The following is a 15,843-nucleotide window of genomic DNA, read 5'->3' as shown; positions in this document are numbered from 1 at the left end:
GCGTGATCTGCCTGACAGGAAGCTGACAGCATTTTGGCTGCGCCGTCAGCGCGTGATCAGACGGCGCGCCGATCTTCATGACATCAACAACGTCATGGAGAAAGAAATGACATCCAGAAAGACCCTTCTCGCCGGCGTGCTTGCGGCCGCCACCTTGTTCGCCCCCGCGGCAAGCATGGCCGCATCGCCAGACGGCGCCTCGCCGATCGCGATGCAGCAGACGGCCAACCGCAACGGCGATTGCAGCCCGCGTTCGGATTGGGGCCGCTCCAACCAGCAATATCGCTCCCACGCCTATCAGAAGCACGGCAAGCACGGCGGCCAGGCCCGCCCTCGCAACGACCCGCGCAATGGCATGTGCGACGGCAGCGTCTGCAGCCGCAACTTCGATCGCGCGAGGCCGGGCAATTCTCAGCAGGGCATGAACGGTCGCAACAATGACCAGCGGCCCCGCTTCGATCGCCGTGATGACCGCCGCGGCGACCAGTGGCCGGGTTATGACCGCCGGGACGATCGCCGCTTCGAGCGCTGGGACGACCGCCGGCCGTCCGCTCCGCAGGCCCCGAACGGTGGCGCATCGCCGAGCAGCTATTTCGGCAAGATCTGATCCGCTTCACTGAAGGCGGATTGAAAAAGGGCCCGGCGCAGATCGCGTCGGGCCCTCATCGTTTGGGGGGTGAGGCAAAAGCGGCGTCAGCTCGCCGGCGTCAGAAGGGCGCCGATCGCCCGCATCTCGTTGGCCCCGCTCTTGGAAATCGCCTCGGCAATCGGCTGGTTGGGATCTGAGATCTCGACGCCGGCCGTGCGCAGACGGGCCGTCACGTCGTCGCCCGTCATGCCAAGAAGCGGCGCGACGGCATCGGCCGAATTCGTCAGGATCTGATGCGAAAAGGCGAAGGGGGGAGGTCCTTTGCGCGTTTCACCGCTCGTCGGCATGAGGAAGGGCAGAGAAATGAGCAGCGAGACGGCAAGGGCGATCACCATGGGCGAGCGCTTGAAGTAATTCGTCAGCGGCCGCCAGTTTTTCCAGAGGTGCAGGACGAAGGGCAGGATGAGCACCATGCTCAGCCATTCGTGCATGCCGTGAAAGCCGCTCGGGCCGACATGGAAGAAGAGGGCGATGCCTGACACCAGGGACACGATGAAAAGACCCGTGATGAAGGGCGTCGCGTAACGGTTGATGAGGGAGGGCATTGAAATCTCCTGACAGGACCGGGCCGGCTTGGGCCCATGTCTCTCGTTTGGGTGTCTTCGCTTCGGCGCCGCGCTGCGGTGTCCCGCGCGGGCGTCTGTCAGGAGCGATGCGCCCCCTGCCTTACGATGAGCTGACGGAGGCAGGTGGAGACTGTCAGGAAGCGATCAGTCGGGGCGCGGCAAATTGCCGGCCATGGCAGCGCCGAAGCAATCGGCGCTGCCCTCGTCACCTAGCGGGCCGGATAGAAGATGGCGCAGGGCGCATAGGCTTTCGGAAGCTCGATCTCTCCCGGCATCTCCCGCCCGCCTTCGATCGCCTCCGCCTGAAGCTCCGTGCGGGGGCCTTGCGGCTGGCGGATGTCCGGGGCGGTGGAGCGAGCATAGACTTCCATGCGGCCGACCGATGTCAGGATGATGCGGTCGGCGGAGCCTTCCCGGATCTCTTGGCCGGCCTCGGCGAGGACCCGCTGCCACGGCTCTCCTTCCAGCTCCTGAAGCCGCTTTTGCAGTGCCTGATCCTTCGTGCGGACGAAGACGCGGGCGACGGGGCTGCCGAAACCGAGCTCGAAAGCGAGCGCGTCGCGATCGCCTTCGCGAATGGCGCCCTGGTCGGGTCCGGCGGCATTGAGCGTCACGCCCGCGGGCGGTTGCAGCCTGCCGCGGGGCAGCGCCATGACGATGGCTTTGCCTTCCTCAAAGGCGAAGGCGCGCAGTTTCTCCGGCAGCCGCAGGCGCATCGCGCCCGTCTGTGTGGCGACGGTGAGGGCGTTCTTGACCTCGGGCTGTTCGCCGGCTCCGATCGCGAATTCGCCGAAGGCGCCATCGATGCCGAAGACCCAGCGACCCTTTCCCGGACGCAGCGTGTCGCGCATGAACCGTGCGATCTCCTCCTCGTCCCAGTCGAGACGGGCGATCTTGATGCCGAGATCGGCGCGACGCGCCGGCAGAACCGCGGTGATCTTGCGCAAGAGATCGTCGGGCGCGCGGCTCCAGATGGCGATCTCGTCGCTCGTCCGCGCACAGCCGCGACAAAAGCCGCTGTCTGAATCGATCTCGCAAACCCCGGTGCACGGGCTGACCGGGCGGCGCGAGGAGGCGCTGGGTGAAAGGTCGGGAATTCCTTGAGGGTTGTTCATTCTTATCCTTCGTCAAACGGCCCTGGGGAGAATGGGCCTTCAGGAATCGAGGGTCCGCCGTTGCGGCGTGCCATTGAGGGGCACGATACGGCCGTGCCCGTTGGCGATCAGGGGCGGGGCGAGGCGGTCCGTCTTCAAATCGTGCGATGGGTGTGAGGCTTTCTGCCAGGGCACGATGAAACGCCCTCCCGCATGGGTGCCGGTCAAGGCACGCACGCCGTAACATTGGGCGAGGATGTCGTCGGTGAGAACATCCTGCGGCGCGCCTTCGGCGGCGACCCGGCCGCGATCGAGGAGCACGAGACGGTCGCAGAACCGCGAGGCGAGGGTGAGGTCGTGCAGCACGACGACGATGCCGGTGCCGCGGTCTCTGGTTCTGCGCAGGAGTTCCATGACATTGAGCTGATGCAGGGGGTCGAGCGCATCGACGGGTTCGTCGGCGAGAAGCGTCTCCGCCTCGACGGCGAGCGCGCGGGCGAGGAGAACCCGGGCGCGTTCGCCGCCGGAGAGCGTCTGCACGTTGCGCTCCGCGAACTGGGCGATGCCGGCCGTCTCCATTGCGGCGCGGATGGCTCTGTCATCGGCGCGCCTGTCGTGCGCGGCGAAGAGGCCGGAATAGGGCAGGCGGCCGAGAGCGACGACCTTTTCGACAGAGAGAGGCCAGTCGACGGTGGCATCCTGCTTCAGATAGGCGAGGCGGCGCGCCAGGCTGCGTCGCGGCACGGATGCGGCGGGCTTGCCGTCGTAGAAGACCTGGCCGAGTTCCGGTTTGCGCAGACCGGCGATGACCTCGAGCAGGGTCGATTTGCCGGCGCCGTTCGGGCCGATGAGCCCGACCACTTCGCCGGCGCGCGCGACGAAGTCGACACTCTGCAGGATCGTCGCCTCGCCTCTTTTCACGCCGATGCCGGAGGCTGAGATGATCATCTGAGGTCTCCACGCATGCGCCAGACGAGTGAGAACAGGAAGGGTGCTCCGATAACGGCCGTGACGACGCCGAGTTTCAGTTCCGGCTGCGTCGGGATGAGACGCACGGCGATGTCGGCGGAAAGCGTCAGGATCGCGCCGCCGAGCGCGCTTGCCGGCAGAAGCAGGCTCGGGCGGTAGGCGACGAAGGGGCGCAAGAGATGTGGCACGACGAGACCGACGAAGCCGATCGTGCCGCTGACGGCGACGGCGCCGCCGACGGCGAGGGCCACCCCGCCGACGAGGAGGGCGCGGGTGATGCGCAGATCGAAGCCGAGGCTCGTCGCCGTATCCTCGCCGAGCGCCAGGGCATCGAGCGCCCGCGACGTCAAGAAGAGCGCGATGCAGCCGGCGAAGATCGGCGGGAGCGCGATGGCGACATGCGTCAGGCTGCGATCGGCGAACGAGCCCATCAGCCAGAACATGATTTCGGTGGCCGCGAAGGGATTGGGCGACAGGTTGAGAACGAGCGAGACGAGGGCCCCGGCGAGACTGTTCACCGCAATGCCGGCGAGGATGAGCGTCGCCGTGTTGGCGTTCCGCCCGGCGACGGCGAAAAGAAGAAGGCCGGCGGCAAGGGCCGCAACGATCCCGCCGATGGGCAGAAGCAGCGAGGAGACGGCGGAAAGCCCGGAATAGAAGATGACGACGGCGCCGAAGGCGGCGGCCCCTGAAATGCCGATGATGCCGGGCTCGGCGAGCGGATTGCGCAAGAACGCCTGCATCACGGCGCCGGCAAGACCGAGCGCGAAGCCGACGAAGAGCCCGAGAAGGGCCCGCGGCAGCCGGATTTCTATAAGGACGAGGGCGCCGAGATCGTCCTTTCCGGAGAGCGCGCTGTTGAGCGCGGCACCGAAATCGAAGGGGCCGTAGCCGATGGCAAGCGACAGGACGAAGGCGACGAGAAGCATGAGCGACAGGACGCCGAGGAGCCTGCGGTAGCCGGCCGCCGACCTGGTGGCTTGAAGCGCGATCTCACTCATTGCCGCGCCCTCGCTTTGTCGGCCGCCTGGCGCAAGACCTCGACCGCCTTGAAGATGTCCGGTCCTCCGCACATCCACAGACGCTGCGGGACGGAAACTATCTCCATCGGCCGCGGCATGCGCGAGAGGACCGGATGGTGCAGGATCTCGTTGGCGACGGCCGGCGCGTCACGATAATCGCCGACGACGAGCACATCGGGCGACAGGGCCACGAGTTTTTCGAGCGGCAACCGGCTGTAGCTTTCAAGTCCTTTTTCGGCGGCGAGATTTTCAAGGCCGGCGAGCGAGATGAGGACGTTGATGATCGAGCCGGCGCCGACCGTATAGCCGTTCGGTTCGTAGACGATCGCCGACGGGCGCTCGGAGGCCGGAACCTCTTCGGTCGCAAGCCGCGCCTCCATCTCCTGCACCAATGCCTCCGCTCGCGCCTCCTGGCCGAGCTCGGCGCCAACGCGGCGGATCTGGGCTTCGATGTCGGGAAGCGAGCGCGGCACGTCGAGTTCCACGACATCGACGCCGATCCGCTTCAACAGATCGACGGTGACGCGTTTCGTATAGCGCCCGGCAAAGACCATGTCGGGTTTGTAGCGCATCACCTCCTCGGCGAGGCCGCGATTGCGCGGAAACGCGCGGGCCTCCTCGGCGAGGTTCGACATGGAGGCGTCGCGCGAGAAATAGCTGAGTGAGGCGATCTGATCGGGATCTGCAAGCCGCATCAGAAGCTGATCGGCACACAGATTGATCGAGACGATGTGCTGCGGCCTCGCCGCCGCCGGAGGAGCATCGGCGACGGCGAGGACCGCAACGGCTGCCAGACAATACGTGAGCCAAGGCCCAGGCATTAGAATGTCAGCCGAACTCCGGCATAGGCGCTGACGCCTTCCCGGTCATAACCCCACTGATCATAGGCCTTTTCGTCGAGGAGGTTCTCCACGCGCCCGTAGATCTGGGTGTTGTCGGTGATGTCGTAGGAGGCGGCGACATCGACGAGCGTGTAGGGGTCGAGGGTGAGCGTCTCGCGGTTCACGTAAAGGGCGTCGGTCCACACCCAGTCCTTCTGCTCGCCGTTGTAATCGACCGACACGTTGACGTTGGCGCGGCCCTGAAGGAAGGCGTAGTTGACGACCAGACTGGCGACGTTCTGCGGCCGGCGGATCAATTCGTCGCCGGTCGGATCCTCGCCGTCCGTATAGGTGTAGGAGCCTGTCACCGTCAGATTGTCGACCGGCTCCACCGTCAGGGCGACTTCCACGCCATCGATCTTGGATTCTCCCGGCTGGTTGATCGAGGACTGGCCCGAGCCGGTGATGAGGTTGGAGATCTCCTGATTGAAATAGGTGACGTCGAGCGAGGCGCGGTTCGCCCAGAAGGCCTGCGTGACGCCGACGTCGAAGCCTTTCGCCTCTTCCGGCTCGAGATCCGGATTGCCGCGATAGGTGTTGGTGTAGCCGTAGAGTTCGAAGAGCGTCGGGTTCTTCACGCCGGTGCCGTAGGAGGCGTGGAGCTTGGTGCCGGTCTGGCGGAAATTGTAGGCGCCGGTCAGCCGGTAGGTGGTGGCATCCTCGAAGACGTCGTTCAGGTCGTGGCGGAGGCCCGCCGTCAGCGACAGGTCCTCAAACAGGCTGAGCTGATACTGGCCGATGAAGCCCGTCGAGGTGATGGAGCGATCGAAGGACGACCAGGCGCTGTCGGAGACGGCGCTGTCTTCACCCCGCTCGACCCCAAACGTGAGCGTATGCCCGGCATTGGCGATGGCGGGCGTATCGAACATGAAGGTCGAGCGGTAATCGAACTGCAGCCGTTCGCCTTCGTAAGTGCTCGTGACCGTGGTCGGGTCGAGATCGCGATAATCGCGGTTCTGATCGGTGTAGGAGATGCCGGCGAGCTGTTCCCAATGACCGTCGAGGAGCGTCACCTTCGCCTGAGCGCGGGTGAAAAGCTGGTCGCCCTTCATGTCCTGATTGGAATCGAGCGGGCCGGTATGGCCGACGGAGGGCAGAAACCCTTCCGAATCGAGATCGGTGCGCAGGCGCGTGTAGCGTGCAACGCCTGAAAGGTTCAGCCAGTCGGTGACGTCGACGCCGCCCTTGGCGAAGAGGGTGCCGTTTTCGTAGCCGTCGTCTTCCGGATTGCCGAGGCGTTCATCGGCGACCGAGATGCCGTCGGTGCGTACGCCGGAGGCGCCGGCGAGAAAATCGTAGTTGGTGCCGGCCGTCCCGATCGTGGCGTTGCCGCTCAGCGTCTTGTGCGAACCGGCTTCGAGGCGGCCCGTCAGATGCGTGCCGGGTTCGGCGCGCCGGGTGATGATGTTGACGACGCCGCCGATCGCGTCGGAGCCGTAGAGCGCGCTCTGCGGCCCGCGCAGCACCTCGATGCGCTCGATGTTGTCGGCAAGAAGATGCGCGAAATCGAATTCCGAACCGCGCGCCGGGTCGTTGACGGGGATGCCGTCGACGAAGATCTTGGTCTGGTTGCCTTCAGAGCCGCGGATCCGAAGCTGCGTGAACTGGCCGCGTGGGCCGGCCGCGTTGACGATCACACCCGGCACCTGACGCAGCGCTTCCGTCGCGTCGTGGATGTTCTGCTGTTTCAGCTCCTCGCCAGTGATGACGGTCACGGCGCTGCCGACCTGCGTGAGCGGCGTCGCCGTCAGGTTCGCCGTGACGGAGAGTTCGGGGAGTTCGATGACGTCATCGTCCTGCGCGGCGGCCGGAGAGATGCCGGCGGCGACGAAAAAGCCGGCACAAACGGCGACGAAGCGTTGCGGCGGAACGCCTTCACGCGGGGGGCGGGAGAAAAACACGGGACGACCTCAAGGGCGGCGCACGGCCGGTTGGCACATCACCGCGATCGAGGACGCTTCATGGGCGCGTGCGCATGAAGTCTACCCCATCGGCACACCCCGACCGACGTGACCGCGCGTGACCACGGTTGACGGCAGGTCTCCTGACTTGCGGGTCATGATCGCGTCGCCGCCTTCCCGGTACCCTCGGGGCCAGTGGCATTGTGACGAGCGATTCACCGCTCACAGTTGCGGGGACAGTCGCGGATTTGAGCATCGCCCGCACCGCGTTCCCTTTTGAGCCTCCAAAGAGGCACCGTCGAAAGGACGGGACCACGATCGCGACCGTCGCGTCAAGATGAATCGCAGGCGCATGGGCTTGATTGGAAGTCGCTTTCGCTTTTGGCGGCGAAGGATGAAGCTTGCCGATGGCGCCCGGCGGCGCGGCCTCCTGCGAGAATGGATGGCTCTGGGAGAGGGGGCAAAAGGCCGCAGAGGCGGGGCGCACACGGGGCCTTTGCCGGGTTTCGTGGGGCTTCCCATAGGTCGGGCGGATAGATTGGGCGTGAGAGGTTGCGCCTGAGCGATCGGCAGAAAGTCCGCCTTGACGGTGTGCGCTGCGGTGCGCTTGACGCGGGAAGGTGCTCAGGCCCTGCGCCCCTTGGGTGAGGTTTGCGCGGCTTCTGCGGCGCCGGCGAGGCAGGGCAGCTTGAGCGCTTGGGATGGGGAGGTCTCGACATGATCATGGCAGCAGAGCATTTGCGTGCTGAAACGGCGGGGAGCGCGCAATGAACGCGCCGGAGAAAAGCTCGGAGAACGGGTTGGGGCGTCCCGCCAACGGCTTTACCCGACTGATCGACTTCGTCTTTCCCGGCGACGCCAATCACCATGGCACGCTCTTCGGCGGCATCGGCCTTGCGCATATGGACAAGGTCGCCTTCCTCGTCGCCTCGCGTTACGCGCATGTCGACTTCGTCACCGCCTCCTGCGAACGCATCGATTTTCACGTCCCGGCGCATGTTGGGGAAATCGTCGAGCTGACGGGAAAGGTGGTGCGTGTCGGCCGCCGTTCGCTTGGCGTCGAGGTCGATCTCTTCGCCGAGGCGCCGTTGTCCGGCGAACGGCGCTTGTCGACGCGGGGCATCTTCAACATGGTGGCCGCCGATACGTTAGAGCGGTATGGCGGCGCGCTGCCACCCCTGTCGGACGAACCCGAGATGCCCGTGTCTGAAAGCGGCTCCTGCGAAATCGTCTTTCCCGATCAGACGAGCCATTACGGCAGCCTCTATGGCGGCCACGTCCTTGCCGCGATGGGCAAATCCGCGTTCGTCGCAGCGACCCGACATTGCCGAAAAATCGTCGTCATGGCCGCCTCGCAACGCGTCGATTTCATGGATCAGGTCGTCGCCGGCGAGATGATCGAGCTCAACCCTTCGATCGTGGCGACCGGGCGCTCCTCGATGACCGTCGAGGTGACGATGATTGCCGAGGCACTCCTGTCGGAAAACCGCAGGCTGTGCGGCAAGGGGACGTTCGTGATGGTCGCCGTCGACGAGGCCCACCGTCCGGTTGCGATCGCCTGAGCGCTTTTTGGGATTTAAGGGGATGCCGTCGGTCGGATGAGGCGAGGCGGGCGCGAGCCTCAGTCGTTTCACGGCGCCCGATCCACGAGCGCACCCTGCCGCCAATAGGCGACGACGAGGGGGATTCTCGTTCTTCAGCCCGCGATCCGGGCGCAGATCTGGCGCTGCGGTCCTGGGCCTTTCGGGGCGCGGCGGGTCCGCATCGCTTGGCGAGGCCTTTCATCCGCCCCCAATGCGATCGGTTGACGGCAAACCGTTGCGGGCTCGTTTTCCGACGCGGTCGCGGCTATTCCTGGGCCATAGTGTCGGACAGACGGCGCCAATGGCAGGCGGTATGGAACGGATCACCATCACTCTCGAAGAAGACCTCCTCAAGGAGATCGACGCTTTGAGCGAAGAGCGCGGCTATCAAAGCCGCTCCGAGGCGTTGCGCGACATGGCCCGCGAGGTTCTGGCGCGCGAGGCGACCGAATCGGGAGAGCCACTCGGCAACGACCAGCTCTGCTACGGCTCACTCACCTATGTGTACGATCACGCGATCCGCGACCTGCCGAACCGGCTCACGGACAATCATCACGCGCATCATGCGCTGTCGATCGCCACGACGCATGTGCACATCAATGCACAGAACTGCCTCGAGGTGTCGCTTCTCGCCGGCACTGCGGGGAATTTGCGCAAATTTGCCGACAGTGTCAGCAGCCAGCGGGGCGTGCGCTATGGCAAACTCCACATCATCCCGCTGATCGGACGGCTGAGCGGCCCCCTGACGGGAGCCTTGGCGGCTGGAGGGGACGCTTCCCCGCATTCCGGCGGGTCTCACGATGACCATGAGCATTGAGCGGCCTTTTCGCCGCTAACACCATTCCGCCCACGTGAAACTTGCGGTTCGAAACGGCTGAGCGGGGAAGCCGCATGGGCGGTCGTTTGACCCTGCGAAACGCCATGCTTTTTTCGGGGACCCGCAGGGCAGGGTCCCTGCCGGCGGGGTTGACACGCAGGGGAAGTATGAGGGTACTGAAATAGTTCATACTCCGTCCTTCTCCCCTCAAGGCCGATGTTTAAAACTCTCCGCGTGATCGCGTTCTGTGTGGGCGCAGCCCTTTCACTCGTGCCGCATGCGTCGGCCTCAGCCGGTGCGACCCTCACCTTTTCGTGGCCGGTCAATGTCGGCTGGCTCAACCCGCATCTTTATTCCCCGAACCAGATGTTCGCGCAGAACATGGTCTACGAGCCGCTGGTGCGCTACCGCGCCGACGGCACGCTGGAGCCGTGCCTGGCGCAATCCTGGCAATCTTCGGACGACGGCAAGACCTATACGTTCAAGCTGCGCAAAGGCGTGACCTTCTCCAACGGAGAGGTGTTCGATGCGGCGGCGGCCAAGGCCAATTTCGACGCCATTCTGGCCAATCGATCGCGCCATGCCTGGCTCGAGCTCGCCAACCAGATCGTTTCCGTCGAGGCCGTCGACAGCGACACGCTCAAACTGACGCTGAAGGACAGCTATTACCCGCTGCTGCAGGAGCTCGCGCTGCCGCGTCCCTTCCGTTTCATCGCACCTTCCATGTTCAAGAACGGCGGCACGAAGGACGGCATTCTCGAGCCTATCGGAACCGGCCCCTGGAAGCTTCAGGAAACCCGCCTCGGCGACCGGGACGTGTTCGTGCGAAACGACAGCTATTGGGGCGAAAAACCGGCTTACGAGAAAATCGTCGTGAAGGTGATCTCCGATCCGAACACGCGGGCGATCGCCTTCGAGACCGGCGAGATCGATCTGATTTACGGCGTCGATGGGCCGATCACCCCCGATACCTTCGAGCGCTTTCGGCAGATGGGCATCTACACGACGGAGCTCTCCGAGCCCTACGAAACCAAGATGCTGGCGCTCAACACCAATCGCGGCGCGACGCGCGACCTCGCCGTGCGCAAGGCGATCAATCACGCCGTCGACAAGGACAAGATGATCTCCACGGTGCTGTACGATACGCAGCTCCGCGCCGACACGCTCTTCGCTCCCAACGTTCCCTATGCCGATATCGGCCTGAAGCCGTACCTCTTCGATCCGGAAGAGGCGAAAAGGCTGCTCGAAGAGGATGGCTGGCACGCCGAAAGCGACAGGGCGATCCGCGAGAAGGACGGCGAGCCCTTGGCGATCGAGCTCTGCTTTCCGGGAACGGATGCCGTAGCGAAATCCATGGCAGAAATCATCCAGGGCGACCTTCGCAAGGTCGGCATCGACGTCAAGCTGACGGGCGAGGAAGAAAGCAGCATCTATGCGCGCCAGCGCGACGGCCGCTTCGGAATGATTTTCAACATGACCTGGGGCGCGCCCTACGATCCGCATGCGTTCGTGAGCTCCATGCGCATCCCCTCGCATGCCGATTACGAGGCGCAGCAAGGCCTCGCCGATAAGGCGAAGATCGACGCCGAAATCGGCGAGGTCCTGGTCTCGACGGATGAGAAAGCCCGCCAGGAGCTTTATCGCGACATCTTCACCCGTCTGCACGAAGAGGCCGTCTATCTGCCCCTGACCTATGTCACGGCGATTGCTGTCGCGAAGCCGGAAGTCGGCGACGTGCCTTTCGGCGCCTTGTCGAGCGAGATCCCGTTCGATCGTCTCAAGCCGCAGGAGAATTGATCTCCATGGCGGGTTTCATCCTGAAGCGGGTTCTGCTGCTCGTCCCGATGCTGTTCGGCGCCTCACTCGTCATCTTCCTGCTCTTGAGGCTCGGGCCGAGCGATCCGGCGATGGATTATCTGCGGCTTTCGAAAGTGCCGCCGACGCCGCAGGCGCTCGAGGACGCGCGCCAGATGCTGGGTCTCGATCAGCCGATCTTCGTTCAGTATTTCGACTGGCTGAACAACGCCTTGCACCTCGATTTCGGCGTCTCCTTCGCGACGCAGCGGCCGGTTCTGCCGGACCTTCTGCACTACCTGCCGGCGACGCTTCAGCTTGCCGGCGTGGCGCTCGCCCTGACCCTCGTCATCTCGATCCCCCTCGGCGTCTGGGCGGCGCGCTACCGCGAGCGCTGGCCCGACCAGGCCGTGAGGCTTCTCGCCTTCGTCGGCGTCTCGATGCCGAATTTCTGGCTCGGCTTCCTGCTCGTCCTCTTGTTCTCGGTCGAGCTCGGTTGGCTGCCGTCCATGGGCCGCGGCGGTCTCTCGCACATCGTCATGCCGGCCGTCGCCATTTCCTTCATGTCGCTCGCGATCAACGCGCGCTTGCTGCGTGCGAGCATGCTGGAAGTCGCAGGCCAGAGGCATGTGCGCTACGCAAGGCTGCGGGGGCTTTCTGAGCGCAAGGTCGAGCGCTCGCACATCCTCCGCAACGCCTGGCTGCCGATCATCACGGCGATCGGCATGCATATCGGCGAGATGCTCGGCGGCACCTTGATCATCGAGAGCATTTTCGGTTGGCCGGGTGTCGGGCGCTATGCCGTGTCCGCCGTCCTCAACCGGGATTATCCGGTCATCCAGTGCTTTACGCTGATGATGGTGGTGATTTTCGTCGTCTGCAATCTGATCGTCGACATCGTCTATGCCGTTGCCGATCCGCGCATCCGGCTGTCCTCCGAGGGCGTCAAATGACCGACATGGCTCTTCCCATGAAGGCCGCGCGCTGGCGCGCCTGGGGCGGACGGACAACGGTGCGTCTCGCCCTCGCCATCGTCGGGGTGCTTGTCTTTGCGGCCGTCTTCGGCCCGTGGATTTCGCCTTACGATCCGAACCAGGTGGAGCTGGGCGACCGGCTGATGTCGCCGGACATGGCCCATTGGCTCGGAACCGACCATCTCGGCCGGGACATTCTTTCCCGACTGATCGCGGGCACGCGCGTCTCGCTCGGATCGGTCGCGGTGTCGCTTGCCATCATCCTCGTCCTCGGCATCACGATCGGCGGTGCCTCCGGCTTCATCGGCGGCCGCATCGATCAGGTGATCATGCGCATCACCGACGTTTTTCTGACGTTTCCGACGCTCGTCCTGGCGCTGTTCATGATCGGCATGCTGGGCACCGGTCTCGTCAATGTCGTCATCGCCATCGCGCTCTCGCATTGGGCCTGGTATGCGCGCATCGTCCGCGGCATCGTGCTGTCGCTGCGCCATCGCGAGTTCCTCATGGCCGCGCGCCTCGCCGGGGCGAGCCGCACGCGCAGCTTCGTCGAGCATCTTCTGCCGGCGACGCTGTCGCAGCTCCTCGTGCTCGCGACCTTGGATATCGGCCACATGATGCTGCACGTCGCGGGCCTGTCGTTTCTGGGCCTCGGCGTGACGGCGCCCACCGCCGAATGGGGCGTGATGATCAGCGATGCCCGCCAGTTCGTGTGGACCGCGCCGATGCTGATCTTCTGGCCGGGATTTGCGCTTTTCATCAGCGTCATGGCCTTCAACATTCTGGGCGATGTCTTGCGCGACCGTCTCGATCCGCATTTGAGGGCCGAGCATTGTCACTGACACCGAAGCATTTCACGCTCGAAAATCTGACGATCGCGACCGGCGCCGAAACCTTCCGCCTGCTCGTCGACGATCTCTCCTTGCAGCTGACGCGCGGGCGTGTGCTTGCGCTCGTCGGCGCGAGCGGTTCCGGAAAATCGCTGAGCTGCTCGGCGGCGCTCGGGGTTTTGCCGCCGGGCGTCGCACGGATCGGCGGGCGCATCTTGGTCGATGACGAGGTTCGCCCCGCCGAGAGGTTGCGGGGGCGAACGGTCGCCACGATCATGCAGAACCCGCGCAGCGCCTTCAATCCGGTCAAGACCATGCGCGAGCATGTCATGGAGACGCTGACGGCGATCGGCCGATCGCGCCGCGATGCGGAGGGAAAGATCGAAGCCGCCTTGCGCGAGGTGGGGCTCGACGAGCCGGAGGCCGTTCTCGGCCTCTACCCGTTCGAGATGAGCGGCGGGATGCTGCAGCGGATGATGATCGCCATCGCGCTTTTGAGCGAGGCGCCGTTTCTCGTCGCCGACGAGCCGACGACGGATCTCGACGTGGTCGTGCAGATGCGCATCCTCGCTCTGCTGGAAGGGCTTGTGCGCGAGCACGATCTCGGCGTTCTCCTCGTCACGCACGATATGGGCGTCGTCGCCCGGCTTGCCGACGATGTCGCCGTGCTCGACCATGGCCGCCTGGTGGAGACGGCCTCCGTCGATGAGATCTTCCACCGGCCGAAGCATCCCGTGACGCGCATGCTCGTCGGGGCGCATCTCGCGCGCTACGGAATGGAGCTGGCAGAATGAGCCTTCTGCGCGCCGAGAATGTCGCAAAGCATTACCAGACCTACTCGCTCGTCGGTGCGAGCGCCTCGCGTATGGCGCTCGACGGGGTCTCGCTATCGATCGAAGAAGGCGAGACCGTCGGCCTTCTCGGGCGCAGCGGCTGCGGCAAGAGCACGCTCGCCCGTCTCTTGTGCGGGCTGGAGCAGCCCGGTCGCGGCCAGGTCTTCTACCGCGGCGATGATCTGCGGCATCTCACGCGGGCGCAAAGGCGCGCCTTTCGCCGCGACGTTCAGATGGTTTTTCAGGATTCCGTCAGTGCCGTCGATCCGCGCTTCGACATGCGTGCGATCATCGCCGAGCCGCTTCGCCATCTGACGGATCTCGACGGGCGAGCCTGCGAGGCACGCATCAGCGAATTGCTGGAGATGGTGGAGCTTCCGGCCTCCATCGCCGGCATGCTGCCGTCACAAGTGAGCGGCGGGCAGTTGCAGCGCGTCTGCATCGCACGTGCGCTGGCGCCGCGGCCGAAGCTGATCATCCTCGACGAGGCCGTTTCCGACCTCGACGTCCATCTCCAGGCCTCGGCCATCGCGCTCCTTGCAAAACTCCAGAAAAGCGAGGGGATCGCCTATCTCTTCGTCACCCATGATCTGCGGCTGACGGAAAGATTTGCCGAACGCGTCGTCGTCATGGACGAGGGCCGGATCGTCGAAGAAGTGCCGACCGGCTCGCTCGCCGCGCTCACGCATCCGGCGTCGCTGCTTTTGAAGGACGCCGTGCTTCCGCCTTTGCCGGAAAGGCGCGCCGCCGCGCAATAATGACAGCCGGCCCGATCGCGCGGGCCGGCCTCAACGCCTAATCTTCGATTTTCGTCCAGACGTTGCCCGCACGGTCGGAGGCGAGGCAGGCGGCGACGAAGGCGAGGCCGCGCACGCCGTCATTGGCGTTGGGGATGAATTCAGAGCCCGGCGGAGAGCGAAGCGCGTCGGCGGCGTCGCGGTAGATGTTGGCGAAAGCCTCCAGATAGCCTTCGGGATGGGCGGCCGGCACCCGGCTGCCGGCGATCGCGGCCGCGGTCGCGCCCGCCCCGTTGCGGCGCAGGAGCTGGCGCGGCTCGCCGAGACGCGTGAACCACAATTCCTCCGGCCGCTCCTGCCACCATTCGAGCCCGCCCTTGTCGCCATAGATGCGGATCGAGAGATTGTTGCCGTTGCCGGGCAGGACCTGGCTCGCCAGGATCGCGCCTTTGGCGCCCGAGGCGTAGCGCATCATGATCATCGCATCGTCGTCGACGGAGCGGCCGGAAACGAGGGAGGCAAGCTCGGCAAGGAGATGCGTCGGCTCTTCGCCGGCCACGAAGGCGGCGAGGTTATAGGCATGGGTGCCGACATCGCCGATGGCGCCACCCTGGCCGGCCTTGGCGGGATCGGTGCGCCAGACTGCGCCTTCGGAGCCTGTGTTTTCGACAGCCGTGGCGAGCCAGTCCTGGAGATATTCGACCTCCACGCGGCGAAGGGTGCCGATTTCGCCCGCCGCCACCATCTCGCGCGCCTGCCGCACCATCGGATAGCCGGTATAGGTGTGGGTGAGGACGAAGCTCTTGCCGGTCTCCTTTACGAGCGCGGCGAGACTTCTCGCCTCCTCCAAAGTGGTTGTCATCGGCTTCTCGCAGATGACATGGAACCCGGCTTCCAGTGCCGCCTTGGCGACCGGGAAATGCAGGAAGTTCGGCGTCACGATCACGACGGCGTCGATCTTGTCGTCGCGCGCCGCTTCGGCTTCGAGCATCTCTTCGTAAGTGCCGTAGGCGCGCTCGGGCGCCAGCCTCAGCGTCTCGGCGAACTCCCGGCCGCGCGCTGGATCGCTGTCGAAGGCTCCGGCCACGAGCTCGAACCGATCGTCCATGCGCGCGGCGATGCGGTGGACCGGCCCGATGAGGGCGGTGGGGCCGCCGCCGACCATGCCGAGACGGATGCGGGGTTGGCTCATA

The 15,843-nt window shown here is 65.1% G+C and carries 15 protein-coding genes and 1 riboswitch; of the genes, 8 read left to right on the top strand and 7 right to left on the bottom strand.

What is annotated here, in order from left to right:
• The first annotated feature begins 106 nt into the window (after positions 1-106).
• Positions 107-607, top strand: coding sequence for a hypothetical protein (locus tag NYQ83_RS07555; protein WP_261213705.1), 501 nt, complete (start codon positions 107-109; stop codon positions 605-607).
• 86 nt (positions 608-693) lie between these two features.
• Here NYQ83_RS07555 and NYQ83_RS07550 read toward each other — a convergent pair whose 3' ends face one another.
• The 6 genes from NYQ83_RS07550 to NYQ83_RS07525 all read right to left on the bottom strand — a co-directional run bounded on the left by NYQ83_RS07550 (position 694) and on the right by NYQ83_RS07525 (position 7,082).
• Positions 694-1,194, bottom strand: coding sequence for a DUF4405 domain-containing protein (locus NYQ83_RS07550; RefSeq protein WP_261213703.1), 501 nt, complete (start codon positions 1,192-1,194; stop codon positions 694-696).
• A gap of 230 nt (positions 1,195-1,424) precedes the next feature.
• Positions 1,425-2,330: a DUF1289 domain-containing protein gene (locus NYQ83_RS07545; RefSeq protein ID WP_261213701.1), complete on the bottom strand. Its 906-nt coding sequence runs from the start codon at positions 2,328-2,330 to the stop codon at positions 1,425-1,427.
• Between the two features lie 39 nt (positions 2,331-2,369).
• Positions 2,370-3,257, bottom strand: coding sequence for an ABC transporter ATP-binding protein (locus NYQ83_RS07540; protein ID WP_261213699.1), 888 nt, complete (start codon positions 3,255-3,257; stop codon positions 2,370-2,372).
• The gene (locus NYQ83_RS07535; protein WP_409976960.1) at positions 3,254-4,279 is read right to left on the bottom strand and encodes a FecCD family ABC transporter permease; all 1,026 of its coding nucleotides are present in this window, start codon (positions 4,277-4,279) and stop codon (positions 3,254-3,256) included. The genes NYQ83_RS07540 and NYQ83_RS07535 overlap by 4 nt, the downstream gene beginning before the upstream one ends.
• On the bottom strand, positions 4,276-5,121 hold the full coding sequence (locus tag NYQ83_RS07530; protein ID WP_261213697.1) for an ABC transporter substrate-binding protein: 846 nt from the start codon (positions 5,119-5,121) through the stop codon (positions 4,276-4,278). Before NYQ83_RS07530 ends, NYQ83_RS07535 begins: the two co-directional genes overlap by 4 nt.
• Complete coding sequence (locus NYQ83_RS07525) at positions 5,121-7,082, bottom strand: TonB-dependent receptor plug domain-containing protein (RefSeq protein WP_261213695.1); 1,962 nt, start codon at positions 7,080-7,082, stop codon at positions 5,121-5,123. The genes NYQ83_RS07530 and NYQ83_RS07525 overlap by 1 nt, the downstream gene beginning before the upstream one ends.
• A gap of 115 nt (positions 7,083-7,197) precedes the next feature.
• Positions 7,198-7,397, bottom strand: a riboswitch (cobalamin riboswitch).
• 452 nt (positions 7,398-7,849) lie between these two features.
• Here NYQ83_RS07525 and NYQ83_RS07520 point away from each other — a divergent pair.
• From NYQ83_RS07520 to nikE, 7 genes are all read left to right on the top strand, one after another.
• Complete coding sequence (locus NYQ83_RS07520) at positions 7,850-8,644, top strand: acyl-CoA thioesterase (RefSeq protein WP_261213693.1); 795 nt, start codon at positions 7,850-7,852, stop codon at positions 8,642-8,644.
• A gap of 334 nt (positions 8,645-8,978) precedes the next feature.
• On the top strand, positions 8,979-9,482 hold the full coding sequence (nikR, locus tag NYQ83_RS07515; protein WP_261213691.1) for a nickel-responsive transcriptional regulator NikR: 504 nt from the start codon (positions 8,979-8,981) through the stop codon (positions 9,480-9,482).
• Between the two features lie 216 nt (positions 9,483-9,698).
• Positions 9,699-11,279: a nickel ABC transporter substrate-binding protein gene (gene nikA, locus NYQ83_RS07510; RefSeq protein WP_261213689.1), complete on the top strand. Its 1,581-nt coding sequence runs from the start codon at positions 9,699-9,701 to the stop codon at positions 11,277-11,279.
• 5 nt (positions 11,280-11,284) lie between these two features.
• Positions 11,285-12,229 carry a nickel ABC transporter permease subunit NikB gene (gene nikB, locus NYQ83_RS07505; protein ID WP_261213688.1) on the top strand — a complete coding sequence of 315 codons (945 nt, stop codon included), beginning with the start codon at positions 11,285-11,287 and terminating at the stop codon, positions 12,227-12,229.
• A 5-nt stretch (positions 12,230-12,234) separates the two neighbouring features.
• Positions 12,235-13,092: a nickel ABC transporter permease subunit NikC gene (gene nikC / locus NYQ83_RS07500; RefSeq protein WP_261213987.1), complete on the top strand. Its 858-nt coding sequence runs from the start codon at positions 12,235-12,237 to the stop codon at positions 13,090-13,092.
• A complete protein-coding gene (gene nikD / locus NYQ83_RS07495) occupies positions 13,089-13,874 on the top strand; it encodes a nickel import ATP-binding protein NikD (protein WP_261213985.1) in 786 nt (261 codons plus the stop codon). Before nikC ends, nikD begins: the two co-directional genes overlap by 4 nt.
• A complete protein-coding gene (nikE, locus tag NYQ83_RS07490) occupies positions 13,871-14,671 on the top strand; it encodes a nickel import ATP-binding protein NikE (RefSeq protein ID WP_261213686.1) in 801 nt (266 codons plus the stop codon). Before nikD ends, nikE begins: the two co-directional genes overlap by 4 nt.
• Positions 14,672-14,708: 37 nt before the next feature.
• Here nikE and NYQ83_RS07485 read toward each other — a convergent pair whose 3' ends face one another.
• The gene (locus NYQ83_RS07485; RefSeq protein WP_261213684.1) at positions 14,709-15,842 is read right to left on the bottom strand and encodes a Gfo/Idh/MocA family protein; all 1,134 of its coding nucleotides are present in this window, start codon (positions 15,840-15,842) and stop codon (positions 14,709-14,711) included.
• Between the last annotated feature and the right edge of the window lies 1 nt (position 15,843).

It is taken from the genome of Afifella sp. JA880 (assembly GCF_025379905.1).
In the GTDB taxonomy this organism is placed as follows: Bacteria; Pseudomonadota; Alphaproteobacteria; order Rhizobiales; family Afifellaceae; genus Afifella; species Afifella aestuarii.
Note: the sequence above shows the minus strand (reverse complement) of the source record. Positions and strands in the feature narration are given on the sequence as shown.